Below are 3,359 nucleotides of genomic sequence, written 5' to 3'. Positions count from 1 at the left end.
CCTGCCACTTCGCCTATTTCATGGAATACGGCCTCCGGGCAAAGCCCCGGCAGCCCGCTGCCTTCGACGCGCCCCAGGTTGGAACCTTCCTCCACTACCTTCTGGAGCATGTGACCGCGGATGTGCTCAAGCGTGGTGGCTTTGCCCAGGTGGAGGAGACGGAGCTGCGGGAGCTGACCACCTACTATATCCGGCGGTATATGGAGCAGGAGCTGCGGAATTTCCAGGGCCGGGGCGCCCGGTTCAAATATCTCTTTGCACGGCTGCGGAATACCGCCTGGGCGGTGGTGGAACAGGTGGCGGAGGAGATGCGCCACTCAGATTTCGTGCCGCTGGAATTTGAGCTGAGCTTCGGCGACGGCGGTACGCTGCCGGCGGTGGTGGTGTCGGAGCCGGATGCCCAGCTGCGGATCGGCGGCAAAGTGGACCGGGTGGACGGCTGGGTCAAGGACGGAAAGCTCTATCTGCGGGTGGTGGATTACAAATCCGGCCGCAAGTCCTTTGACCTGGCGGCGGTGCGGATGGGACTGGATATCCAGATGCTGCTCTACCTCTTCGCCCTGCAAAAAGAGGGGGCGCAGCATTTCGGCCACGAGATCGAACCGGCGGGCGTGCTGTATCTGCCCGCCCGGGATGAGATCCTCTCGGCAGAGCGGAACATCCCGCCGGAAAAGCTGCGGCGGGAGCGGGAAAAGCAGCTGCGCCGGTCCGGCCTGCTGCTCTCGGACCCGGAGGTGCTCCAGGCCATGGAGCACGAGTCACTGCAGGAGCCCCATTTCCTGCCGGTGCGGGTGGGGAAGGACGGCAGCATCTCCGGCTCCATCGCCTCGGCGGCCCGACTGGGAAAGCTGGGGCGGTATGTGGACAAACTGGTGCGGCAGATCGGCCGGGAAGTCCGGCAGGGCAACATCGACGCGGACCCCTGCTGCCACAGCGAAGAGGACAGCTACTGCCAGTACTGCGACTGGGCACCGGCCTGCCATTTCCAGGACGGCCGGGACGGCGACCACCTGCGCTATATCCTGCCGGTGAAGCCGGAGGAGTTCTGGGATGAGCTGGAACGGGAAGATGAGGAAGGAGGCGACAAGTGAGATGGCAAAAGTAACTCTGACCCCCCAGCAGCAGGCGGTGGTGGAGAACCGGGGCGGCAGTCTGCTGGTGTCTGCCGCCGCCGGCTCCGGCAAGACCAAAGTGCTGGTGGAGCGGCTCTTCCGCTATGTGACGGAGGAGCACTGCAATGTGGATGACTTCCTCATCATCACCTATACCAAGGCTGCCGCTGCGGAGCTGCGGGGCAAGATCGCCGCGGAGCTGACCAAGCGTCTGGCCCAGCAGCCGGGGGACCAGCATCTCAAGCGGCAGATGCTGCGGGTATACCGGGCGGACATCAAGACGGTGGACGCCTTCTGCACGGCACTGCTGCGGGAGAGCACCCACCTCCTGGCGGAGGAGGGACAGCGCCACGCCCTGACGGCGGATTTCCGGGTGCTGGACGAGAGCGAGGCCAAGCTGCTGCGCGCCCGGGTGCTGGAGCGGACGCTGGAGGCATTTTATGAGGAGCTGGACCCGGGCCGGGAGCAGCTGGCGGACACGCTGGGCGCCGGACGGGACGACACTGCCCTGGCGGAGCTGGTGCTGGAGCTGTACGATAAACTCCAGAGCCATGCGGACCCGGAGCGGTGGCTGCGGGAGAACCGGGAGGCCTGGAGCGGCCTCACCGGCAGCTTTGACGAGACGGCATACGCCCGGGAACTGCTGGCGGGCCTGCACCGAAAGGCGGGACATTGGGCGGGACTGCTGCGCAGTGCCGCCGCCCGGACGGAGGGGGACGAGGCCCTCTCCCGAGGCTACGGCGAAAAGTTCCTGACGGCTTCGTTCTCCTTTGACGCCCTGGCCAAAAGTGAGAGCTGGGAAGGAGCACGGCAGGCGGCGGCCGCGGTGGTGTTCCCCCGGCTGACCACGCCCCGGGGCCGGAGTGAAGAGCCTGCCGTGGTGGCCCTCAAGCGGGTATGGGAGAGTGCCAAGGACGAGAAGAAGCGGATGGACGCTCTGCTGGATGTCAGCGGGGAGGAGGCCATGGAGGACCTCCGGGCGGTGGCACCGGCCATGATCGCTCTGCTGGAGCTGACGGAGGCCTTTGCGGAGCAGTACCGCCAGGAAAAGCTGCGGCGCAACAGCGCGGACTTCTCCGACTGGGAGCACCTGGCCCTGCGGCTGCTGGTGGCGCCAGACGGCGGCCCCACGGAGCTGGGTACCCAGGTGGCGGCCCGGTATCAGGAGATCCTGGTGGACGAGTATCAGGATACCAACGAGGTGCAGAATGCCATCTTCCGGGCGGTGTCCCGGGATGGGCAGAACATTTTCACCGTGGGCGACGTCAAGCAGAGCATCTATCGCTTCCGCCTGGCAGACCCCACCATTTTCCTGGAGAAGTACAACCGCTTCCGCTCCTATGAGGAGGCCGCCGACGGCGAGGAGCGAAAGATCCTGCTCTCCAAGAATTTCCGCTCCCGGCGGGAGATCCTGGACGCTGCCAACTTCGTCTTTTCCAACATCCTCTCCCAGGAAATGGGGGAGATGGACTACGGCGAGGATGAGGCGCTTCACTTCGGCGCGGAATATTACCCGGAGCGCCATGACTGCGACACGGAGTTTCACCTGATCTGTGCCCGGCAGCGCTCTGGGGAGGAGGACCGGCCGGTGAAGAAGCTGACGGCGGAAGCCCGGTTCGTAGCGGGCCGCATTCGGACGCTGCTGGACGAGGGGTATCCCGTTACCGGCGAGGACGGGACGCTGCGCCCCTGCCGGCCGGAGGACTTTGTGATTTTGATGCGCTCCCCTGGCAGCCGGAAGGCGGCCTATGCCCAGGCTCTGGCGGAGCGGGACATCCCCTGTTCCTTTGAGGAGAGCGGGGACTTTTTCCACACCATGGAGATCAGCGTGGTCATGGGTCTTCTGGAGATCATTGACAACCCCCGCCAGGACGTGCCGCTGATCGCGGTGCTGCGCTCGCCGCTGTTCGGCTTCACGCCGGACCGGCTGGCGATGATCCGGGCGGGATGCCCCAAGGGAGATTTCTATGATGCGCTGGTTTCCGACGAAGGAGAAGACTGCAAGGCGTTTTTGAAGACGCTTTCAGAGCTGCGGCTGGCGGGACGAGATATGAGCGTCCACCACCTGCTGTGGCACCTGTACAATACCCTGAACATCCTGGGCGTTTTCGGCGCCATGGACAGCGGCGCAGAGCGGCGGGAGAACTTGATCGCCCTGACCGAGCATGCAGAGCAGTTTGAAAGCAGCGGCTACCGGGGCCTCTTTGCCTTTGTGACCCAGCTGCGGCGGCTGCTGGAGGAGGGGCA

Annotated in this window: 2 protein-coding genes; both read left to right on the top strand. The window is 65.1% G+C overall.

Features of this window, described 5'->3' with window-relative positions:
- Positions 1-1,091, top strand: a 1,091-nt coding sequence (locus QZL67_RS05415; protein ID WP_292919922.1) for a PD-(D/E)XK nuclease family protein, incomplete at its 5' end; no start/stop codon positions are given.
- Position 1,092: 1 nt separating this feature from the next.
- The coding region (locus QZL67_RS05410; protein ID WP_292919920.1) for a UvrD-helicase domain-containing protein at positions 1,093-3,359 on the top strand (2,267 nt) is incomplete at its 3' end.

Source organism: Oscillibacter sp. CAG:155, from assembly GCA_000436875.1.
In the GTDB taxonomy this organism is placed as follows: domain Bacteria; phylum Bacillota; class Clostridia; order Oscillospirales; family Oscillospiraceae; genus Oscillibacter.
This window is presented reverse-complemented; position numbering and strand designations above follow the sequence as displayed.